The organism is Billgrantia ethanolica, assembly GCF_021404305.1.
GTDB lineage: Bacteria > Pseudomonadota > Gammaproteobacteria > Pseudomonadales > Halomonadaceae > Halomonas > Halomonas ethanolica.
In genome coordinates this window covers 545344-563177 of sequence record NZ_JABFTX010000002.1, presented here as the reverse complement: position 1 = coordinate 563177, position 17834 = coordinate 545344, and the positions used below count along the sequence as shown (strand labels likewise).

The 17834-nt window shown below is 63.9% G+C and carries 15 protein-coding genes; 8 read left to right on the top strand and 7 right to left on the bottom strand.

The genetic code is table 11. The features are described 5' to 3' along the window. The 3 genes from adhP to HOP53_RS11405 all read right to left on the bottom strand — a co-directional run bounded on the left by adhP (nucleotide 1) and on the right by HOP53_RS11405 (nucleotide 4743). Entirely contained in the window at nucleotides 1–1029 is a 1029-nt protein-coding gene (gene adhP / locus HOP53_RS11415; protein ID WP_234270153.1) for an alcohol dehydrogenase AdhP, read from the bottom strand. 153 nt (nucleotides 1030–1182) lie between these two features. Beyond that, nucleotides 1183–2703 carry an acetaldehyde dehydrogenase ExaC gene (exaC, locus tag HOP53_RS11410; protein ID WP_234270152.1) on the bottom strand — a complete coding sequence of 507 codons (1521 nt, stop codon included), beginning with the start codon at nucleotides 2701–2703 and terminating at the stop codon, nucleotides 1183–1185. A gap of 261 nt (nucleotides 2704–2964) precedes the next feature. Then, nucleotides 2965–4743, bottom strand: coding sequence for a PQQ-dependent methanol/ethanol family dehydrogenase (locus tag HOP53_RS11405; RefSeq protein ID WP_234270151.1), 1779 nt, complete (start codon nucleotides 4741–4743; stop codon nucleotides 2965–2967). 348 nt (nucleotides 4744–5091) lie between these two features. Between HOP53_RS11405 and HOP53_RS11400 the strand changes: the two genes are divergently transcribed. From HOP53_RS11400 to HOP53_RS11375, 6 genes are all read left to right on the top strand, one after another. Beyond that, nucleotides 5092–7086 carry a type VI secretion system Vgr family protein gene (locus tag HOP53_RS11400; protein ID WP_234270150.1) on the top strand — a complete coding sequence of 665 codons (1995 nt, stop codon included), beginning with the start codon at nucleotides 5092–5094 and terminating at the stop codon, nucleotides 7084–7086. A gap of 5 nt (nucleotides 7087–7091) precedes the next feature. Continuing rightward, nucleotides 7092–8456, top strand: a complete 1365-nt coding sequence (locus tag HOP53_RS11395) for a DUF4123 domain-containing protein (protein WP_234270149.1) — start codon at nucleotides 7092–7094, stop codon at nucleotides 8454–8456. 19 nt (nucleotides 8457–8475) lie between these two features. After that, entirely contained in the window at nucleotides 8476–10338 is a 1863-nt protein-coding gene (locus HOP53_RS11390; RefSeq protein ID WP_234270148.1) for a hypothetical protein, read from the top strand. Nucleotides 10339–10388: 50 nt separating this feature from the next. Continuing rightward, entirely contained in the window at nucleotides 10389–11354 is a 966-nt protein-coding gene (locus HOP53_RS11385) for a hypothetical protein (RefSeq protein WP_234253558.1), read from the top strand. After that, nucleotides 11351–11614, top strand: coding sequence for a PAAR domain-containing protein (locus tag HOP53_RS11380; protein ID WP_159549502.1), 264 nt, complete (start codon nucleotides 11351–11353; stop codon nucleotides 11612–11614). The genes HOP53_RS11385 and HOP53_RS11380 overlap by 4 nt, the downstream gene beginning before the upstream one ends. Nucleotides 11615–11677: 63 nt before the next feature. Next, nucleotides 11678–12481 carry a hypothetical protein gene (locus HOP53_RS11375; RefSeq protein WP_234270147.1) on the top strand — a complete coding sequence of 268 codons (804 nt, stop codon included), beginning with the start codon at nucleotides 11678–11680 and terminating at the stop codon, nucleotides 12479–12481. A 67-nt stretch (nucleotides 12482–12548) separates the two neighbouring features. On the opposite strand, the gene HOP53_RS11370 is transcribed toward HOP53_RS11375, so the two are convergent. The 4 genes from HOP53_RS11370 to pedF are packed head-to-tail and all read right to left on the bottom strand — an operon-like array spanning nucleotide 12549 to nucleotide 15801. Further along, a complete protein-coding gene (locus HOP53_RS11370; RefSeq protein WP_234270146.1) occupies nucleotides 12549–13493 on the bottom strand; it encodes a quinoprotein relay system zinc metallohydrolase 1 in 945 nt (314 codons plus the stop codon). A 2-nt stretch (nucleotides 13494–13495) separates the two neighbouring features. Continuing rightward, nucleotides 13496–14299, bottom strand: coding sequence for a quinoprotein dehydrogenase-associated SoxYZ-like carrier (locus HOP53_RS11365; protein ID WP_234270145.1), 804 nt, complete (start codon nucleotides 14297–14299; stop codon nucleotides 13496–13498). Nucleotides 14300–14304: 5 nt separating this feature from the next. Further along, entirely contained in the window at nucleotides 14305–15297 is a 993-nt protein-coding gene (locus HOP53_RS11360; RefSeq protein ID WP_234270144.1) for a substrate-binding periplasmic protein, read from the bottom strand. A gap of 42 nt (nucleotides 15298–15339) precedes the next feature. Next, complete coding sequence (gene pedF, locus HOP53_RS11355) at nucleotides 15340–15801, bottom strand: cytochrome c-550 PedF (RefSeq protein ID WP_234270143.1); 462 nt, start codon at nucleotides 15799–15801, stop codon at nucleotides 15340–15342. 311 nt (nucleotides 15802–16112) lie between these two features. On the opposite strand from pedF, the gene HOP53_RS11350 reads away from it, so the two are divergent. Both HOP53_RS11350 and HOP53_RS11345 read left to right on the top strand, forming a co-directional pair. Then, on the top strand, nucleotides 16113–16583 hold the full coding sequence (locus tag HOP53_RS11350; RefSeq protein WP_234270142.1) for a cupredoxin domain-containing protein: 471 nt from the start codon (nucleotides 16113–16115) through the stop codon (nucleotides 16581–16583). 32 nt (nucleotides 16584–16615) lie between these two features. Beyond that, a complete protein-coding gene (locus HOP53_RS11345) occupies nucleotides 16616–17812 on the top strand; it encodes an ABC transporter substrate-binding protein (RefSeq protein WP_234270141.1) in 1197 nt (398 codons plus the stop codon). Nucleotides 17813–17834 lie beyond the last annotated feature (22 nt).

Below are 17834 nucleotides of genomic sequence, written 5' to 3'. Positions count from 1 at the left end.
TCAGCTGGCCAAATCGAGCACCACTCGGCCTTCGATCTTGCCTTCGTGAAGACGCTGGAAGACGGCGTTGATGTTCTCCAGTCGGTCGGTACTCACCGTGGCCTTGACCTTGCCCTCGCAGGCGAAGTCGAGCGACTCCTGAAGGTCCTGACGGGTGCCGACGATGGAGCCACGTACGGTGATACCGTTGAGCACGGTCTCGAAGATCGGCAGCGGGAAGTCGCCGGGCGGCAGGCCGTTGAGCGAGATCGTGCCGCCGCGGCGCACCATGCCCTGGGCCTGCTCGAAGGCCTTGGGCGACACCGCCGTGACCAATACGCCATGGGCGCCACCGATGGCCTTCTTGAGATAGGCCACCGGGTCGGCCTTGGCGGCGTTGACGGTGACGCTGGCCCCCAGACGCTCGGCCAGCGCCAGCTTGGCGTCGTCGATGTCCACGGCGGCCACGTTGAGCCCCATGGCCTTGGCGTACTGCACTGCCATGTGACCCAGGCCGCCGATGCCCGAGATGACCACCCACTGGCCAGGGCGGGTGTCGGTGACCTTGAGCCCCTTGTAGACGGTGACGCCGGCGCACAGCACCGGGGCGATTTCGACGAAGCCGACGTTGTCCGGCAGGTGACCGGCATAGTCCGCCACCGCCAGGGTATAGTCGGCGAAGCCGCCATTCACCGAATAGCCGGTGTTCTGCTGCGACTCGCACAGGGTTTCCCAGCCGCCCAGGCAGTGCTCGCAGTGGCCACAGGCGGAGTGCAGCCAGGGCACGCCGATACGGTCGCCCTCCTTGAGGTGCTTGACCCCGGCACCGACGGCGGCGACGTGGCCCACGCCTTCGTGGCCGGGAATGAAAGGCGGGTTGGGTTTGACCGGCCAGTCGCCGTGGGCGGCGTGCAGGTCGGTATGGCACACGCCGGAAGCAGCGATCTTGACCAGCACCTCGCCGGGGCCGGGACGTGGCACCTCGACCTCCTCGATGGCCAGCGGTTCGCCGAACTTGCGCACCACGGCGGCTCTCATCGTCTTGTCCATAGCCTTGCTCTCCTTATCTCCTGTCGTGTCGGACGGCAGTTGCCGAGCGACGGAATCAACGCAATCGCCAGGGCCTGGAGTGGTGGGCCACTCTCGAAAAGAGGAAGGACGCCGCCCGGCGGGGCCGGGCGACGTGGTTCACGACATGCCGGCTCAGAAGAAGCCGAGCGGGTTGATGTCGTAGCTCACCAGCAGGTTCTTGGTCTGCTGGTAGTGCTCGAGCGCTACCTTGTGGGTCTCGCGGCCGACGCCGGATTTCTTGTAGCCACCGAAGGCGGCGTGAGCCGGGTACTGGTGGTAGCAGTTGGTCCACACGCGGCCAGCCTGGATGCCGCGGCCCATGCGGAAGGCGACGTTGATGTCGCGGCTCCACACGCCGGCGCCGAGACCGAACTCGGTGTCGTTGGCGATGGCCAGGGCCTCGGCCTCGTCCTTGAAGGTGGTCACCGCCACCACCGGGCCGAAGATCTCCTCCTGGAACACGCGCATCTTGTTATTGCCCTTGAGCAGGGTCGGCTGGATGTAGTAGCCCTTGTCGTAGGCCGGATCGAAGCTCTCCTTGTCGCCGCCGGTGAGGAACTCGGCGCCCTCTTCACGGGCGATGTCCATGTAGGACATGATCTTGTCGAACTGCTCCTGGGAGGCCTGAGCACCGACCTGCACGTCGGTGTCCAGCGGGTTGCCGCGCTTGATCTTGCCCACACGTTCCATGACCTTGGCCATGAAGGCGTCGTAGATGTCTTCCTGGATCAGCGCCCGCGACGGGCAGGTACATACCTCGCCCTGGTTGAAGAACGCCAGCACCAGGCCCTCGGCGGCCTTCTCGATGAACGCCGGCTCGGCATCCATGATGTCGGCGAAGTAGATGTTGGGCGACTTGCCGCCCAGCTCCACGGTGGATGGAATGATGTTGTCGGCGGCGCACTTGAGGATGTGTGCACCCACCGGGGTGGAGCCGGTGAAGGCAATCTTGGCGATGCGCTTGCTGGTGGCCAGCGCCTGGCCCGCTTCTGCGCCGTAGCCGTTGACCACGTTGACCACGCCCGGCGGCAGCAGATCGCCGACCAGCTTCATCAGCTCGAGCACCGAGGCCGGGGTCTGTTCGGCGGGTTTGAGCACCACGCAGTTGCCGGCGGCCAGGGCCGGGGCCAGCTTCCACACCGCCATCAGCAGCGGGAAGTTCCACGGGATGATCTGCCCCACCACGCCCAGCGGCTCGTGGAAGTGGTAGGAGACGGTGTTGGCGTCGATGTCGGCGGCGGTGCCCTCCTGAGCGCGGATACAGCCGGCAAAGTAGCGGAAGTGGTCGATGGCCAATGGCAGGTCGGCGTTGAGGGTCTCACGCACCGCCTTGCCGTTGTCCCAGGTCTCGGCGACGGCGAGCTTCTCCAGGTTCTGCTCGATACGGTCGGCCATCTTGAGCAGGATGTTGCTGCGCTCGGCGGCGGAGGTCCGGCCCCAGGCGGGAGCGGCGGCATGGGCGGCATCCAGCGCCTTGTCGATGTCCTCGGCGGTGGAGCGCGGAATCTGGCAGAACACCTCGCCGTTGACCGGGCTGACGTTGTCGAAGTACTGGCCCTTGACGGGCGGAACGAACTCGCCGCCGATGTAGTTGCCGTAGCGCTGTTCGAAGGTGATGACGGAACCGGACTGACCGGGATTGGCGTAGATCATGATGCTAGCTCCTGATTGAGTTGTTCTTGCTCGGCAATGCAGAGAAAGGCTGCTTGCTTTCGGGTCATCGGTATCGCCGCCGGGTACTGCCACCTCTGCCCCGACTCGCTTCACCGGCCCGCCAGGAAGCGAGTCTTGTAGCCAGTGTAGATACCCTTTGAAGGCCTGCCCCATACTTCATTTGAAGGAGGATGGGGTGGCCTTTGGTAGTAGCCTGCCGGGCCCGGTTTCGGCCCGGCGAGCAACGTTTTCCCGCCCCTATTACTGCGCGTACTCACTCGGCAGCTTGAAGGTCCACAGCATGCCCCCCTGGTTGAAGTTCTTGATCACCTCGGCCACCTCGCCGCCCCATAGGGGCACCGCACCGCCCCAGCCGGACACCACCGAGACGTACTGTTCGCCATCCATCTCCCAGGTGATGGGCGTACCGACCACGCCGGAGCCGGTGTTGAAGCCCCACAGCTCCTCGCCGGTGACGGCGTCGAACGCCTTGAGATAGCCCTCCGGCGTACCGGTGAAGACCAGGTTGCCGGCAGTAGTCATCACACCGCCCCACAGCGGAGCGCGATTCTCGTGGCGCCAGACTTCTTCGCCGGTGCGCGGATCGACAGCCCGCAGCACACCGATGTAGTCGTCGTTGGCGGGCCGGATGGTGAACCCCGCGCCCAGGTAGGCCGCCCCCTTGCGGTAGGAGACTGGCTCGTTCCAGATATCCATCATCCACTCGTTGGAGGGGATGTAGAAAAGGCCGGTGTCCTGGCTGTAGGCCATGGGGTTCCAGTTCTTGGCGCCCAGGAAGGCCGGGTAGGCCTGCACCGACTCGCCTCGCTCATCCGCCACATCCGCTGGATTGCCCGGTCGCCCTGCGGGGTTGAAGATCGGCCGGCCGTTCTCGTCCAGGCCTTCCGCCCAGGTGATCTTGTCGGCGAAGGGGAAGCCGCGAATGAACTCGCCGTTCTCACGGTTCAGCACGTAGAAGAAGCCGTTGCGATCCGCCGTGGCCGCCGCCTTGATCACGCTGCCGTTATCCTCGTAGTCGAACGAGATCACCTCGTTGACGCCGTCGTAGTCCCAGCCGTCGTTGGGCGTGGCCTGGAAGTGCCACTTGATGCTGCCGTCGTCGGGAACGATGGCCAGCCGTGAGGAGCTGTAGAGGTTGTCGCCGGGGCGCAGGTGAGAGTTCCACGGCGCCGGGTTGCCTGTGCCGATCAGCAGGGTATGGGTGTCGGCGTCGTAGAAGCCGCCCAGCCAGGGGGCGCCGCCGCCCTGCTGCCACATGTCGCCCGGCCAGGTCTGCCCGGCCTCGCCGCCGGTGATGCCGTGCTCCACCGCTTCGCCGTTCTCGTAGACGTAGCCCATGTGGCCCTCGATCACCGGCCGGGTCCACAGTTCGTCGCCGGTCTCGGCATCGAAGGCGAAGATCGTGCCCACCACGCCGAATTCACCTCCGGCCACCCCGGTGATCAGCTTGCCGTCGATCACGATGGGCGCCGCCGTGATAGAGTGCCCCGCCTGATAGTCGGCCACGCGCTTGATCCACTGCACCCGGCCGGTTTCGCGGTCCAGCGCCACCAGACGCGCGTCCAGGGTGCCGAAATAGACCTTGTCGCCATAGATGGCGGCACCTCGGTTGATCACGTCGCAGCAGGGCATGATCCCATCCGGCAGACGCGCCTCGTACTGCCAGATCTGTTCACCGGTATAGGCATCCACCGCCCAGATACGCGAGTAGGAGCCGGTCACGTACATCACGCCGTCCTTGACCAGCGGCTGGGACTCCTGGCCCCGCTGCTTCTCGCCACCGAAGGAGAAGGCCCACACCGGCCTGAGTTGATGAACGTTGTCGGTATTGAGTGTCGTCAGCGGGCTGTAGCGCTGGCCGTGCAGGCCCATGCCATTGGTGACCACCTGATCGGTGGCGAGGTGGTCGTTGAGCATGTCGTCGAAGGTGACGGCCTGGGCCTGGGCGGAAATGGCCAGGGCAAGGGCCGTCAGGGCAAACGGTCGAGACAGCTTGCCGATGGGAAATGACTGAGTCATGACGCTCTCCGGAGGGGCAGTAGGTCAACAGGATTGTTATTCGCTCCAGCGCCGCTCCTGCCAGGCGCTTCACGACTCAATGTGTGTCAAGTGTTACTGGCCAACCATGGCCAACAGGGACGACATGTTCTCCTCTCTTGGTCGTAAGACTCTTATTGAAAAGATCGCTGCGATACTGTCGCATAGCCAATGTCGTCGCCTTTTTGTCAGCCATTACTTACACGCTGATCAGAGAAAAACGACAGAAGCCTCCGGGAGGGGGTGGTATTTTTCTCATTCGATAAAGCAACCACTAATGCAGCATCGGGCGTACTTGCGCGCCCGGCAACACGGACGTAGGGAGGCGTCATGGCGCACGCAACTGGACTGCAGTTCACCCTGACCCTGCCCGGTGTCGATGACGTGGCGGTGGTGGACTTCATCCACCGCGAGGCGCTTTCCAAGCCGTTCGAACTGATCCTCAATCTGGCCAGCCGCCACGGTGACCTGGACGCCGCTGCTCTGCTCGACCGCGAGGCTTGCCTGACGATTTGGCAGGACGGCGAGCCGCTGCGCCGGGTGCATGGGGTGATCAGCGAGTTCGGCCGCGGCGACCGCGGCCATCGCCGTACCTTCTATTCGCTGGTGCTGCGTCCCGCCCTGTGGCGTCTCTCGTTGCGCCAGAACTCGCGCATCTTCCAGCAGCTCTCGCCGCTGGCGATCATCGAGACCCTGTGCGGGGAGCGCGGTCTGCACGACATCGCTTTTGCCGTGACACGCGAACCCCAGGTTCGGGAGTTCTGCGTGCAATATCGCGAATCCGACCTGGCCTTCATCGAGCGCCTGGCCGCCGAAGAGGGGCTGTGCTACTTCCACGAGTTCAGCGACAGCGGTCATCGCCTGGTGTTCGCCGATGCGCCCCACGTGCTCAGCGCTCTCGGACCGCGCCGTTACCACAGCCGCGCCGGTGGCACGGCCCCTGAGCGTCACGTGCGCCAACTGCGCCAGCTCGCCCGGGTGGCACCCTCCTCGGTGACCCTCAAGGATTACTCCTTCAAGCAGCCCGCCTATGATCAGCTGCATGAACACGTCGGTCAGGACGTGGAAGCACTCGGTCAACGTGGCGTCGCCGATCAGGGGTACGAGCACTACGACTATCCCGGCCGCTACAAGCAGGATGCCTCCGGCCAGCCCTTCACCCGCGTGCGCCTCGAGTCGCTGCGCCACGAGGCCCTCACGGCCGAAGCGGTCAGCGACCTGCCCGAGTTCGCCCCCGGCGCTCGCTTTGAGCTGACCGACCACGATGCCGCCAGCCTCAACCGCGACTGGCAGCTGATCGCGGTCACCCATTACGGCAAGCAGCCCCAGGCCCTGGAAGAGGACGGCATCGTCCTGAACGGTGAGCAGGGGGCGGCCGATGATGCGGGTGGCATGACGCGCTACCACAACGAACTGTTGCTGACCCCCGGCGACATCGCCTGGCGCCCCAGGCCCAATCCCAAGCCGCGGGTCGACGGCCCCCAGATCGCCTTCGTGGTGGGACCGGCGGGGGAAGAGATCTACTGCGACGAATACGGCCGGGTCAAGGTGCAGTTCCCCTGGGACCGCGACGCCGCGCCTGACGAAACCGCCAGCGCCTGGATCCGGGTCGCCCAGGGCTGGGCCGGTGGCGGCTACGGCAGTATCGCGATTCCCAGGATCGGCCATGAGGTGGTCGTCAGCTTCCTCGAGGGCGATCCAGATCAGCCACTGATCACCGGGCGCACCTACCACGCGACCAACACGCCGCCTTACCCGCTGCCCGTCCACAAGACTCGCACCACGATCAAGACCCAGACCCACCAGGGCGAGGGCAGTAACGAGCTGACCTTCGAAGACCTGGCCGGCGAAGAGTTCATCTACGTGCATGCCCAGAAGAATCTGGAGCTGCACGTCAAGAACTCGCGCCAGAAGCGCGTGGAGTACGACGACAGCGCCACCATCGGCCACGACTCCACTCTCGCCGTGGCCAACGACCGTATCGAAACCATCGAGGGCAACCGCGACGTCACCGTCGGCGCCAACCTCAGTGAAAAGATCGACGGCGAGCGCGGCCTGCGCGTCGGCAGCAGCTTCCAGACCCACGCCGGGGGTGACATCACCCTCAAGGCCGATGGCGAGATTGTCCTCGACGCGTCCAAGATCACCCTCGTGGCGGGCGCCGCCGCGTTGGTCGTCGCGGGCGGTCGTGTCGACGTCACCCCGCATCTCAACGTCGGCTCCGCCTCACCGGGGGCCGCCGCCCTGCCACCCATTCCCGCCGTGCTGGAAGCGGCCGCCGGAGAAGGCAGCCCCTTCGTCTCCCACTGCCCGCTGCAGGGCTAAGCCCCATGTCGTCCCACGACTACTGGACCGGACGCTGCCACCTGCGTGCCGGCTCGCCGGCGGCGAGACGCTGGCAGGCCGACACCGACGACGCCATGGTCACCGTGGTGGTACGGGCCGAGTCGGAAGAGGACATGCGTACCCAACTGCAGGCGACGCTCGACGGCGAAGGGCTCCGACTCGTCCGGCTCGACGCGGTACAAACCCTGCTGCAGCGCTTTCGCCGCGAAGGCATGTCGAAAACGCTGCTCGACCTGGCGGAGGCGCTCTCATCGCGTACCCCGGTGGCCTTCGGCGAGATGCTCCCGCTACTGCCGGAGGCGACAGCGCCGGCCGAGGCAGTCCCCCCGACACAGCCCCCGGTCCGCTACGACGAGATCGCCTGGGCAGACCTCTTCACCCCCACCTCGCCACCGCTGTGGGCGGTGATCGACGGCGTCAACTGTCGCGAGGCCATGCAACGGCTCGCTGCTGCCGAGGTCCAGAGCGCCTGCCTCTACGCCACCACCGATGCCGCCACCCGCGCCATCGCCCCCTGGCTGGTACGGCTTGAACCCGACAGTGAGATCCGCCACTGGCTGGCAGGCCTGCCCCAGGAGCAGCACTGGGGCCTGCTGCTGCAGTCCCACGCCACCCTGAAGCAACTACGCAGCCACCTGCGCAAATTCACCATGCTGTGGACCCCGGCCAACGATCAGGCGCCGGTCTACTTCCGCTTCTACGACCCGCGCGTGGCGCTGGACATGGCCCAGGCGCTGGCCCCCTGGAAACTGGCCGCCCTCATGGCCCCGCTGGACACGCTTATCGTTGGGCTCTCGCCCCTGATGAACGTGCCCGACATGGCCAACCTCAGCGACCCGCCCCATTTCGCCGCCACGTCTCAGGAAGTGCAAGGGCGGCTGCTACGGCTGACGCTGAACGACAGCGAAACCGAGCGCCACGGCGAGGCCACTCCCATCACCCCTGGGCGCAGCTTCGCCATCGACCCAACCGAGTTCACCCGTTTCGGCGCCCTGCAGGCCACCCGGGCGCAGCGCAAGCTGGCCAGGGAACTCATGGAACCCTACGCCAAGACCCCGCTGGCAGAACTCCTGGCCGCGGTCGAGGCTGCCGGCAGGCTGGGGCAACGCTATGGAATGACCTCGGGGAAGCAGGTGGCGACGTTAGCCAAGTGCGTGCTCGAGTTCGGCCAGGATTTTCTCCATGAATACCAGGATGCCAAGAGCATCCTGAACCATCCTGGCAAGCTTGCATGGCAGAAGCGCAAGCTCATCGAAGAGTGGATTCCGCGTGGCCGTATTCGGCGTGACTTCCTGAAACAGCAAGCACAGATCAGCGTGATACATGGCGCCTGGATCGAGTCGCCATAGCAGGCAGAGGAAAATCGGAATGAGCTATAACCCAACCGCAGAAGATCTCGCCTATATCCTCGCCTCGGATGGAGAGCGCTTCAACGCCCATGACCGCCGCTTGCTGGAGAACGAGATCGGCAAGGCCTTCCAGCGCAGGAGCGACAACGGCGCAAGTAACCTGGAAAACCCCGTCATGAGAAATTGGGCCAATAGGTGGGTCGAGCAGGGTGGTAATGGCGGGCAACCGCTTGCCAGAAGCCCCATCCCACCGGAGCCGGGTAGCGATCCCACCCTCGATCCGGATTTCGCAGCGGCCTGCGTCGAATGCCAGTCCAACGAGCCTTGCTGTCTAATCTCGGGAAGCATATCCGACAGCACCGATAGCACTCGCAAGGTTACCTGGCCACCGGCAATGGCCGAGTCGGACGAGCAATGTGTCGCGGCCACTACACTCTTGGTCGTTGCCAAGGAGGTAGAAGGCATGCATCTGCTCTCCAAAGTGCAAGTCGAATGGGAAGGACAGCGCTGCCAGGCCGGGCACTATGATCGGCCCAGAATGGATACAACGGGCCTGACCAATGGGCGAAGTCGCATCGAAGAGCAGCAGGTGGAAGTGGCCACAGGTTACGAGCAAATGCTCAACGTTAGCCTGGCGCTGCGAAACTACGTACCAGAAAATGTACTGTATGCGCTATTTGCCATGGATGCCGTACTAGCCATTGCCTCGGCTGTGAGGGGAAGACAGGGAGCCAGTTTCACACCCTTCCAGTGCCTTTCGGATGCCTCGATGGGAGTGCCTTGTCGAGTCATTCCGCTGCCCTATGCCAAGCTGGATGGAAAACTGGAGTTGGCCACTCGCATCAGCTTCACAACGGCTGGGGTTTCCGCCTCCGCGGAGGCCAAGGGATCGCTCACCGGGCAGTACGGTGCCTACGAGTTGACGGCCGAGGGCAGCGCCGGTGGCTCCGCCAACACCGGCCAGGCAGTCGATAGCGGCAGCGAGGCCCCGGGGCTCGTGGGCACCATGGCCAACATCATTGGCAAGATGGATCACTATGTTGCCGTAGGCAACCGGCAGCGACAGGAACTGAATCGCACTCAGTTCGCTTCCGGCATACAGCTCAGCAAATCGTTGACCTTCGAGCCGAAGGGCTTCGAACTGACCGCCGTTACGGGGGCGCCTGACCTGCAACTTGCCATCTCCAGCCTTGAATCGACGCTCAGCATCGGAGTATCGGGTAAGCTCGATTTCATCGATGCCCTGGCTATGACCTTTAGTGGCCCTGGAGCAAATGCCATCAGCGAAGCTCGGGCACGTATGGCGGCAGGTGAGCATATCACCGGGAAATTGGACGCTTACCTGGAAATGGCCGCCACGGGCAGCCTGCGGCATACGATCGATAGCGGAGCGAGTATTACGATCCCGGCCAATGGCAATCTGGAAGCGGCCTACGCTGGTATTCAGCAACAGTTTGGCGGTGAGCTAAAGATCAACGGTAAAGCCGAGATCGCCATCGAAATCGAAGCTCAAGTGTGGGTCTTCAGCGCCAAGGCCGGGGCCAGCGGTTCGCTGCATACTGCCTGGATCTGGGCCATGCGTATGCATGAAGGTGAGCGGCAGTGCCGCTATGAGTTCGAAGGCGTCGTGTTGACTCTCACGGCTTATACGGAAGTAAGAGTGCGCAATGATGAAGACAATGCTAAGCAAACGGGATTCAATGTCGGCAGAGAGAACACCTCCGAGGTGCAAGTAGGGGATCTTTTCGAACAGGTAGGACAGCATATCGGCTCATCACAAACGGCGGCTGAGAGGATGGCCCAGGAACGACCGGATGCTCCCGTTAGCGGCACGAATTATTCCATATGGAGCCCCGAGGTAATCGAATGGCAAGCATATTGAGACTGTTGAGTATCGCACTTCTGACAATGATAGTTTGGCAAGGATCGGCAATGGCTAACAATTTCGAGTATCGATACAACGCTTATATTCACACCGAGGGATCCGCTTGGTCCCTTCGGGTCAATGATATTTATGTGCGTGACAATGTCGATGTTCCCTATGCAGATTATTCACCAAATATCGGCTTGAACCTCCGTCCTGGAAAAAACACCCTTTCTCTACTTTTCTCTCCTATTACCGGGCAGGACCCGAGTACCGAAGAGTATCTCTATTCCCTACATGATGGAGTGGCGATCGACATTGCGGTCGAGCGTTATCAATGGACGACCCAGGAGCGGGAGCGCATTCACCCTATTCGCATCCGCTACAACGAGGCGGAAGGCAGGTTCGAACATCTCGAACTCACTGCCAGTGGCGAGGAGCGTGTGCTAGAACAGCCGCACCTGCGTAGCAATGGTCGCATGCAACTCTCCGAATTTGATGACATCATTTTTGGTGGTGGTCAGACGATTGATGGCTATCGTCTGGACATCACTTTTACCGTCGATGATCCCATCCCGGCCTTTCACTGGGAGCGGGAAGCCGTCGTGCTGGAGGATACTCCTGAACTGCGCCGTGAGCTACGCGATGCCTATCGGCATATTCATGGTTTGATTTCAAGAAATGATACAGAGGCGATCTTTCAAGAGGTTGAGCCAGTCTGGGAGCGTACGGCATATATGCTGACGGAGAGAAACTCCGCTCGTGATTTCATCGAAAACACTCAACATGGTTTGGCTGGATACGAGCGGGTGGGTCCAGGAGGTGAGGTATTGCAGCCTCTCTACTGGGGTGATAACCCGCAGGAAGATCAGTTGGAGTTTCTGGATAACGGTCGTCTAGTTCGGATCCGTCCCAATCCCATTCTCTGGGAGCATCCCCCTGCTGGCAGCGAGCGTTTTGCCAGCTTCCCGGTGGTCTTCTACAAAACCCGCAATGGCGAATGGCGGGTGGCGGATGTAGCGACCGGCATATGAAACCCATTGCACGAAAAGGCGATCTGCATCGCTGTCCTATCCCCGGCCACGGCGTAACGGAAATCGTCTCGGGCTCGCCCTCTCAAGTCGAGGGCCAGCCCGTGGCCCGGGTGGGCGACAAGACCGGCTGCGGCGCCACCATCATCGAAGGGGCGAGCAGCTCCACCACCGATGGAAGGCCTACGGCTTACCTTGGCTGCAAAACGGACCACGGTGGTGAGATTATCACCGCCTCGGGCAAGGCAAAGGTGCAGCCGTAGTCGTCTCTGCCCAACGACTGCGTGAGACGAGCAACAAAGGTGTCCAGAAGAGAGGAAGCACGAATGCGGCAACGTAATCGAGGCGCCTCACGCGAATGGACGCAGGGTGAACTAGCTCTGCTTGAGAGCCATTACCTGGACATGACGTGGTGGGAGCTGCAGGTACGCCACTTTCCTCATCGTACCCCCGCGGCGATCAAGCGCATGGCCCACAAACAGGGGTTGAAAAAGCGGGCGGTCCCGATCACGGAGAAGCAGCCTTGGACCGAGGAAGAGCTGCTCGTGGTGGTTCAACACTTTCCCACACTCACGGCACCGGAGATTCGGCGTCGCTTTCTGCCGCACCGTACCGTCATCGCCATCCGCCACGTGGCCAAGAAATTCGACCTGAAGGCCTTTTCGGCAGAGCGCTGGACCGAACGAGATCTGGCGATTCTACGACGCGGCTTTCCTCAAGGCGGCGCTTCGCAGGTAAGAAGGGAACTGCCACATCGCACCGAGGAGGCGATCAAATTTAGGGCTCGGGCAGAAGGCCTGCGCTATGTGCCCCAAGGTGATGGCGATACAGGTGATAGATGGAGTGCCGAGGAGCTTCAGCGTCTCGAGGAGCACCGACACTTGCCTGCCGAGGAGCTGGCCAAGCTATTTCCACACCGGCCCAAGCGAGCAGTTATCAACAAGCGCTACAAGCTACGGTGGGCACCGACCCAACGATGGTCAAAGGCCGAGCTGCAGCACTTGCAAGAGAACCTGAACGCTCCTTTGGAAGTCTTGTGTCAGCTGTTTCCCCACCGCCCCCGAGATGGCGTCCGGATCAAGCGGGACCGTTTTCGGAGGCGTGAAAAAAGCCACCCAAATCTCACCTGATAGTATGAGGAGGATGGCAAGAGCCATGCGCGACAAGAAACGGCAATGAATCGGGGTCGGTGTGGTGTCATCCTCCTTCGGAAATCAGTTCGAGAGCCTCCAGCTCATAGCGCCCGTAGAGGTGCACCACGCTGCGCATCAGCTCGTGGCGAGCCACGGCAATTTCATCGAATCGTTCGGGAATCGGCAGTGCCATGACCTCGCTTGCGGTCATGCCGGCGCCGGCGGCACTGCGCAGGGTGTCGTCCAGCCAGGCGAGATAGTCGTGCATCTGCTCGAAGGGGGCCGTTCCCTCCACCACCGGCCCGTGACCGGGCACCAGATAGCGGAAATCGAGCGCTTCCAGCGTACGCAGCTCCTCACGCCAGACGTCGATCCCCGGTGTGTGCGGCGTGGTCGGGGCGCGTTGGTAAAACACCATGTCGGCGGCCAACAGCACACCGGCCGTATGATCCAACAGCACCATATCGGCGCCCGAATGCCCGCTCATGGCGATCAGTTCGATCTCCCGGCTGCCGATCATCACACGTCCGGGTGTCACCGCTTGCGTGGGCAGCACGACCTCGGTACCACGCATCCAGTCGCCCAGTGCGCGGTAGAGATTGTCCGCGAAGTCGTCGCCCTGCTCGGCAAGACGCCGAGTCGTTCCCTCCAGGGCGTGGAGGTTGTCGGCATCGAAGGCCTGGTTGCCGAACACATGGTCGGGATGGTGATGCGAGAGAAACACATGGGTGATGGGCAGCGCGGTCACCGCCTCTATCGCTTCGCGCATCTGCTCGCCATAGCGACGCGATGGCCCGGTGTCGAACACGATCACCCCTTCCTCGGTGATGAGGAAGGCGGCATTGACGATATTGCCGCCATTGGTGCGGGCAAAATCCTCCCTGGCGCCTTCGAAGACCCACACACCCGGAGCGATCTCCAGCGGCTCGAGATGGTAGCGATAGGCATCGGCCAGGGCGGGGAAATGCCCCATCAGCAGACAGCCCAGCAACAGCAATAGCTGGCGCATGCTCATCCCCCCAAATGGCTTTCGATGAGGTTGCCGCCATTGTCGCGCAGCAGCAGGACGATGCCGGCCGGCTCGTTGTCGTGCTCCAGGTCGAAGACGAACAGCGGGTTCTCCGAGGCCGACTCCGACAGCGTCATGCTGGCCAGGCGCTGCCGGCTCGCTGCGTGCCGAAGCTCCACGCTCTCGATATTGAAGCGGGGAATATTGGCCACCATGCCGGAGTCCATGGGATGCATGACCTGGGCCTTGAGCCGGCTGCCGGCCATGCCCCCGGCCGGCGAGAACAGGGCGCCGCGCACCTGGCCGAAGCTGTTCGCCCAGTCGGGGTTGCTGGCGGTGACGCTGGGCGCCGTGCACCCGCCACCAGCGGCCTCGACGTGAATGCTGCCGATGTGCCAGATGCCCTGGTCGTCACGCACTGCGGCACGCACGGTGGACGCCTGCTGAATGCGGAAATTGAGCGCCACCGTGCGGATGTCGGCCGCCTCTGGGCGCAGGGTGAAGAGGTGCGGCACCGGATTGAGATCCACCCAAGTAATCACCTCCTGGACGGCATGGGGAAACGCCGACAGATCGACGGTCAGCGGCACCTGGGTGGCATCCTCGGCAAAGGGCGGCACCTTGAGCACCACCGTGTCGCTGTGGCGGATCTCGGCCCCCTCGCCCAGGTAGCGGGCCAGGTTGTAGTCCCACATCGGTGAGCGGAAGGGATCCTCCGGCACCTCGGCTGCCACAGGCGTGACCGTCAGCCAGGCCAGGGCCAGCAGCCAGACGCAGCGGCGCGATTCGGGTAGCAAGCGGGGCATCGCCGTCACTCCGTCTGGCCGAGTATCTCGGCGTAGAAGTCGGGCATGCGGTAGACCAGTGCATGGGCCTGGAAGATGTCGCCCAGGCGGCCCTCGCGCAGCGCGCGGTCGACGATCGCCTCGACGGCATAGCCCAGTTGGCGGTGGCTTTCGCGCACCGCCATGCCGATGTCCCATTGCTGGCGGGAGATGCCCGGGAACACCGCCTCGGCGAGGTGGAAATCATGCTGCGGATACTGCGCCAGATAATGTTCGAGCTCGCCGCGCATGGCCATGACCCCGGCCACCTCGCCGCGGGCCATGGCGGCGAAGGCATCTCCCACATCGCGGTAATGGCGTACGCCATCGCGCAGCTGGCCGCCCATGGTGGCCGTTAGATAAGTGGCCGGCAGGGTGTCGTACTCCGCGCCGATGCGCTGTTGGCGGAAGCTGCCCAGGGTGACCTCGCCCTCGAGCCGGCCGGCATCGTAGGCGATGTCCCACTGCTCACGCTGATAGGGGCCGAACATCACCACGCTCTTGTTGATGTACTCGCCGGTGGAGTCGCGCATGTAGGAGAAGTCGCGGTCGTAGGGCACCCGCATCATCACGTCGGCCACCTGAGTGGGGCGCAGATAGTGGCCGCGGGAGACACTGTTGCCAAGATCCCGCCCCAGGCTGCTGCCTGGCTTGATCCAGAAAGGCCGGAACTCCACGCCCAGCCCGGCGGCAATGGCCCGACCGATCTCGGCATCGATACCGCGCGCCTCTCCCTGCTCGTCGCGATAGGCGTAAGGGGGAAAGTCCTGGTAGAGCCCGATGTTGATGTGCCCCGATGCCAGGACCTCATCCAGATCGCGCAGCGCAGGGCGCCGCAGCAGCTCGGCGCTGGCTTGGCTTCGCGTCACCTCGTGGGCGGTTTCGAGTGCTGCCGCCGAGAGTTCGCCCGCACCGCTTGGCGGTGCCAGCAGCAGCCAGCCGGACGCCGCCAGGACGCTGATCCAGTTGCGCTTGCCCATGATGCGCTCCTCCTTCCCGGGAAATCGGTCGGCGGGCGCCCCTCAGGGGGTCACCGATTCGATATAGGTCTTGATCGCCCAGATGGCGGTCTGATCGAGGTTGGACTTGAACGACGGCATCCCCCGCTCGGTGCCGTTGACCACGCGCTGCAGATAGAACTCGTCGTCCCACTCCTCGAGGTTGCGCAGATCGGGGGTCAGGCCGCCCGACATGGCCTGGATGCCGTGACAGACGGCGCAGTTGCCGGCGTAACCGCGCTCGCCGACCGCAACCGCCTCGTCGTGTAGGTCAGCGTGCTGGTTGCCAGGCCGGAAGGGGTTTTCCATCAGCGGCGCCTCGCCCAGGTCGGGCAATCCCTTGGTGTCGACCTCCTGGGGCGTGACGTCGCCATGGCCCAGGGCAGCGCTGGCGGCGCCCAGCGACAGCGCCAGCAGCGCCACGCCGGCAAGGCGTCGGGTAGAAAACGCGGCGGAAGAGAGAGCGGAAAAAGGCATGCGGTTCATGGGGGCACCTGTTGTTGTGGAGACAGACCGGTGTGGTGACTGGCTGGTGATGACTAGCTGAGTCGAGTCTGGTCACAACGCAGCGCAGCCGCATCGCCACTTTCTGCCCCTTACCCCTCCTTCCTTGGTCGTAGTTCGCTTTTCCCGCCCTGCTCCCGTCTTACGCCCTTGGGAGGAGCGCAAGGGCCCCATGGTGTCATGGGCCGATACCGGGCGAAGTGCTGAACTGCTTCTCACCCCTCACGTCACGCAAACGCACATCACGACAGCGCTCATCACGACAACTCTTCATGACAACAAGGACAACGAACATGACTGACGCCACTCTCACCTTACCGGTCGCACGCCCCACCCACCGTCACGCCGGCCTGGCTCTACTCGCTGCGGCCCTGGGCCTCTCCTCGACCCTGGCCCTGGCGGCCGGGGATCTCGCCAACCGCCCCGAACGCCTGGAGCGCCTGGTGATCGGCACCGGCGAGAGCATGCTCGGCGTATCGGTACGCGAACATCACATGGAGACCGGGCAGTCCTACCGCCTGGTGATCGAAGCCACCGGCATGCAGGAGTGCGCCTGGGTGGCGCCCGGCTTCTTCAAGAACGCCTGGCTGCGCAAGATCGAGGTGGGCAACGTCGAGATCAAGGCGCCCACCCTCACCGAGCTGGAGTTCGAGCGGGAGGGCGAGGCGGAGCTGTTCTTCGTACCCATTCGCCCTGGCACCTACGAATGGGCCTGTGCCGGCCTGGAAGAGCGCGGTGTGACCGGCACCTTCATCGTGCAGTGACCTGACCTTCCACTGCCCCTCAGGAGCCGATCATGAAGCCGATTATGAAAGAGTCCCCGCTTAGCCGTTGCCTGGCCGGCGGCGTATTCCTCGCCACCTGCCTGCTCGCCCCCCTGGCCCAGGCCGATACGCTCGAGGTGCGTTTCGGCTACCTGCAGTGGCAGCCCGACCGCGGCCCAGCGCTGGCCCGGCTGACCCCCGAGCCCGAAGACGCCGGCCTGCAGGGGGCGCAGCTGGCGATCAGCGACAACCTGAGTACCGGCCGCTTTCTCGGCCAGCACTATCAACTCGAGAGCGCCATCCTGGGCAGTGAGGACGCCCTGCTGGAAGCGCTGGCCGCCATGCTCGACGCCGACATCGAGTTGATCGTGCTGAACGTGCCGGCGACGACCCTGCGCAAGGCGAGCGAGATCGGCGGTGAGCGCGCCCTGCTGTTCAATGCCGGCGCGCGTGACGTCTCGCTGCGCCTCGACGAGTGCTCCCCCTATCTGCTGCACACCGTCCCCAGCCACGCCATGCTCACCGATGCCCTGGCCCAGTGGTTGAACGTGCGCCGCTGGCGCTCGGTGTTTCTGATCAGCGGAACGACCGACGACGACCGGGCCTGGGCCGAGGCCTTCCGCCGCTCGGCGCAGAAGTTCGCCTTGAACGTGGTCACCGACAAGGAGTGGACCTTCGAGGCCGACATGCGCCGCAACGCCTCCGCCGAGCTGCCGCTGTTCACCCAGGGGCCCGACTACGACGTGGTGGTGGTGGCCGACGAGCGCAACGACTTCGGCGACTTCGTGCCCTTCAACACCTGGCTGCCCAGGCCGGTGGTAGGCACCCAGGGCATGGCGCCGGATGCCTGGCACCCGGCCATCGAGGCGTGGGGGGCCGCCCAGCTGCAGAACCGCTTTGCCAAACAGGCCGAACGTGACATGACCAGTACCGACTATGCCGCCTGGGCGGCGATACGCGCCGTGGGGGAAGCCGTGACGCGCACCGGCAGCGACGACATGCAGACCCTGCGCGACTACCTGCTCGGCGACGACTTCGAGCTGGCCGCCTTCAAGGGCCGGCCGCTGAGCTTCCGCGACTGGAACGGTCAACTGCGCCAGCCGGTGCCGCTGGCCCACCCCAACAGCCTGGTGGCCATGGCTCCGTTCGAGGGCTTTCTTCACCAGCATACCGAGCTCGACACCCTGGGCTATGACCGTCCGGAAAGTCGCTGTCGCCTGACCGACTGAGCCCCCTCCCTGACCGCACCGA

What these genes read in the sequence shown, in the direction of transcription:
- HOP53_RS11360 (WP_234270144.1), bottom strand. Translation starts at nt 15,297, where the DNA reads ATGGGCAAGCGCAACTGGATCAGCGTCCTGGCGGCGTCCGGCTGGCTG.
- pedF (WP_234270143.1), bottom strand. Translation starts at nt 15,801, where the DNA reads ATGAACCGCATGCCTTTTTCCGCTCTCTCTTCCGCCGCGTTTTCTACC.
- HOP53_RS11405 (WP_234270151.1), bottom strand. Translation starts at nt 4,743, where the DNA reads ATGACTCAGTCATTTCCCATCGGCAAGCTGTCTCGACCGTTTGCCCTG.
- HOP53_RS11345 (WP_234270141.1), top strand. Translation starts at nt 16,616, where the DNA reads ATGAAGCCGATTATGAAAGAGTCCCCGCTTAGCCGTTGCCTGGCCGGC.
- HOP53_RS11390 (WP_234270148.1), top strand. Translation starts at nt 8,476, where the DNA reads ATGAGCTATAACCCAACCGCAGAAGATCTCGCCTATATCCTCGCCTCG.
- HOP53_RS11380 (WP_159549502.1), top strand. Translation starts at nt 11,351, where the DNA reads ATGAAACCCATTGCACGAAAAGGCGATCTGCATCGCTGTCCTATCCCC.
- HOP53_RS11395 (WP_234270149.1), top strand. Translation starts at nt 7,092, where the DNA reads ATGTCGTCCCACGACTACTGGACCGGACGCTGCCACCTGCGTGCCGGC.
- HOP53_RS11365 (WP_234270145.1), bottom strand. Translation starts at nt 14,299, where the DNA reads ATGCCCCGCTTGCTACCCGAATCGCGCCGCTGCGTCTGGCTGCTGGCC.
- HOP53_RS11375 (WP_234270147.1), top strand. Translation starts at nt 11,678, where the DNA reads ATGCGGCAACGTAATCGAGGCGCCTCACGCGAATGGACGCAGGGTGAA.
- HOP53_RS11400 (WP_234270150.1), top strand. Translation starts at nt 5,092, where the DNA reads ATGGCGCACGCAACTGGACTGCAGTTCACCCTGACCCTGCCCGGTGTC.
- HOP53_RS11370 (WP_234270146.1), bottom strand. Translation starts at nt 13,493, where the DNA reads ATGCGCCAGCTATTGCTGTTGCTGGGCTGTCTGCTGATGGGGCATTTC.
- HOP53_RS11385 (WP_234253558.1), top strand. Translation starts at nt 10,389, where the DNA reads ATGGCTAACAATTTCGAGTATCGATACAACGCTTATATTCACACCGAG.
- exaC (WP_234270152.1), bottom strand. Translation starts at nt 2,703, where the DNA reads ATGATCTACGCCAATCCCGGTCAGTCCGGTTCCGTCATCACCTTCGAA.
- HOP53_RS11350 (WP_234270142.1), top strand. Translation starts at nt 16,113, where the DNA reads ATGACTGACGCCACTCTCACCTTACCGGTCGCACGCCCCACCCACCGT.
- adhP (WP_234270153.1), bottom strand. Translation starts at nt 1,029, where the DNA reads ATGGACAAGACGATGAGAGCCGCCGTGGTGCGCAAGTTCGGCGAACCG.